Raw genomic sequence first — 1,500 nt, 5'->3', positions numbered from 1 at the left:
CTGGCCGACGGCGTCGGAACCGAGCCGTCGGCAGCCGCCGCGCCAGCAGCGGCGGACGTTTCCTGGGCCGCCGGAGCGGGGTTGTTATGCTTGATCCAGCCTTCCCACAGCATCACCAGCGAGAAGGAAAAGACCAGGAAGAGGATGAGGCGGCGTTGATCCATCGGATTCGTTCTGTCTCAGGTCAGGGAACGGGATCATACCCGCCCGGATTGAAAGGGTGACAACGCCCTACCCGCCTGGCCGCAAGCCAGCCGCCGCGCAGCGCGCCATGGCGCTGCACCGCTTCGATCGCGTACTCGGAACAGGTCGGGTGAAAACGGCAGTTGCGCCCCAGCATGGGGCTGATCGCGTAGCGGTAGAAGCGCAGCAGGGCGATCAACAGGGTTTTCATTGCCGGGGCAGCCTTTGGAACAAAGCGAGCAGGTCCTGGTTCATCTCGGCCCGTGTCGCCTTGGCGACCGGTGCATGCAGGCGAACGACCATATCGACCGCCGGCAGGGACTCGCGATTGCGGCGAAAGAGCTCGCGCGCGATGCGTTTGACCAGGTTGCGGGTGTTGGCGCGCTTGGCCAGCTTCTTGGCCACCACCACACCCAACCGGGCCGTATCGAGGCCATTCGGACGATAGTGCAGCATGTAGAAGCGCCCGCGCAATGCCTTCCGAAAAGCAAAAACGGATGAATACTCATCCGTTTTGTGCAATCTGTGAGCGCTGCGGAAACCCTGGTCAGCGCCCGTGGGCAACGTCACCTCAGACGGCGAGGCGATGACGGCCCTTGGCACGACGTGCGCGGATGACTGCACGGCCGCCACGGGTCTTCATGCGAACCAGAAAGCCGTGGGTGCGCTTGCGACGGACAACGGAGGGCTGATAAGTGCGTTTCATGATCGACTGCCAGTGTTAGGTCAAACGCGAGAGTTAAACGGATAATCCCATGTTTGTCAATAACAATTTTTGGAAAGGCCTGTGGATAAGTCCTCCTCGGGGAGTTAGAATACCAAGCTTCCGAGCCTCGCCGTCAAGGCAAGCGTCGACCGACCCTCCGTCCGAACGCCGCCAAGAGGCCATCCACGCAGCACCCCCAGACGAAACGTCACCCGCCCGCGCACCGCATGCGTGCTGTGCGGGCCGTGCCGTTTGACGGGTTTGCCGCAGTTGCATCCACATCAACCATAACCGAACACGCCCGCGAACCTGCCGTGACCGAAGAATTCTGGCCTTTCTGCCTGTCGCGCCTTGAACAGGAGTTGCCGCAGCAGCAATTCAACACCTGGATCAAGACCCTGCGGGTCGAGTCCGGCGAAGACGGCGTGTTCCGGCTCATCGCCCCCAACCGCTTCGTGCTGCAATGGGTGCGCGAGCGCTACCTGCGCCGCATCCACGAACTGGGCGAGGAACACGGCGGCAACCCCCTGCAGGTCGAACTGCAGCTGCCGCCCGCGGGTGCCGCGCGCGCAGCCCGCCCGGCGACGGCCGCCATCGCCGCGCCGGCCCTC

Annotated in this window: 4 protein-coding genes; 1 reads left to right on the top strand and 3 read right to left on the bottom strand. The window is 63.6% G+C overall.

The window, feature by feature from the left end:
* Positions 1–184: 184 nt before the first annotated feature.
* From yidD to rpmH, 3 genes are read right to left on the bottom strand one after another with little or no spacing between them, the layout of a single operon-like run.
* Complete coding sequence (gene yidD / locus C666_RS19035; protein ID WP_004350463.1) at positions 185–394, bottom strand: membrane protein insertion efficiency factor YidD; 210 nt, start codon at positions 392–394, stop codon at positions 185–187.
* Positions 391–816 carry a ribonuclease P protein component gene (rnpA, locus tag C666_RS19030; RefSeq protein WP_245603928.1) on the bottom strand — a complete coding sequence of 142 codons (426 nt, stop codon included), beginning with the start codon at positions 814–816 and terminating at the stop codon, positions 391–393. Before rnpA ends, yidD begins: the two co-directional genes overlap by 4 nt.
* Positions 755–889, bottom strand: a complete 135-nt coding sequence (rpmH, locus tag C666_RS20075; RefSeq protein WP_002926183.1) for a 50S ribosomal protein L34 — start codon at positions 887–889, stop codon at positions 755–757. Before rpmH ends, rnpA begins: the two co-directional genes overlap by 62 nt.
* Before the next feature lie 314 nt (positions 890–1,203).
* Here rpmH and C666_RS19025 point away from each other — a divergent pair.
* Positions 1,204–1,500: DnaA N-terminal domain-containing protein (locus tag C666_RS19025; protein ID WP_004350456.1), on the top strand; the 297-nt coding region annotated here is incomplete at its 3' end.

This window comes from Thauera linaloolentis 47Lol = DSM 12138 (genome assembly GCF_000310205.1).
GTDB classification, from domain to species: domain Bacteria; phylum Pseudomonadota; class Gammaproteobacteria; order Burkholderiales; family Rhodocyclaceae; genus Thauera; species Thauera linaloolentis.
Note: the sequence above shows the minus strand (reverse complement) of the source record. Positions and strands in the feature narration are given on the sequence as shown.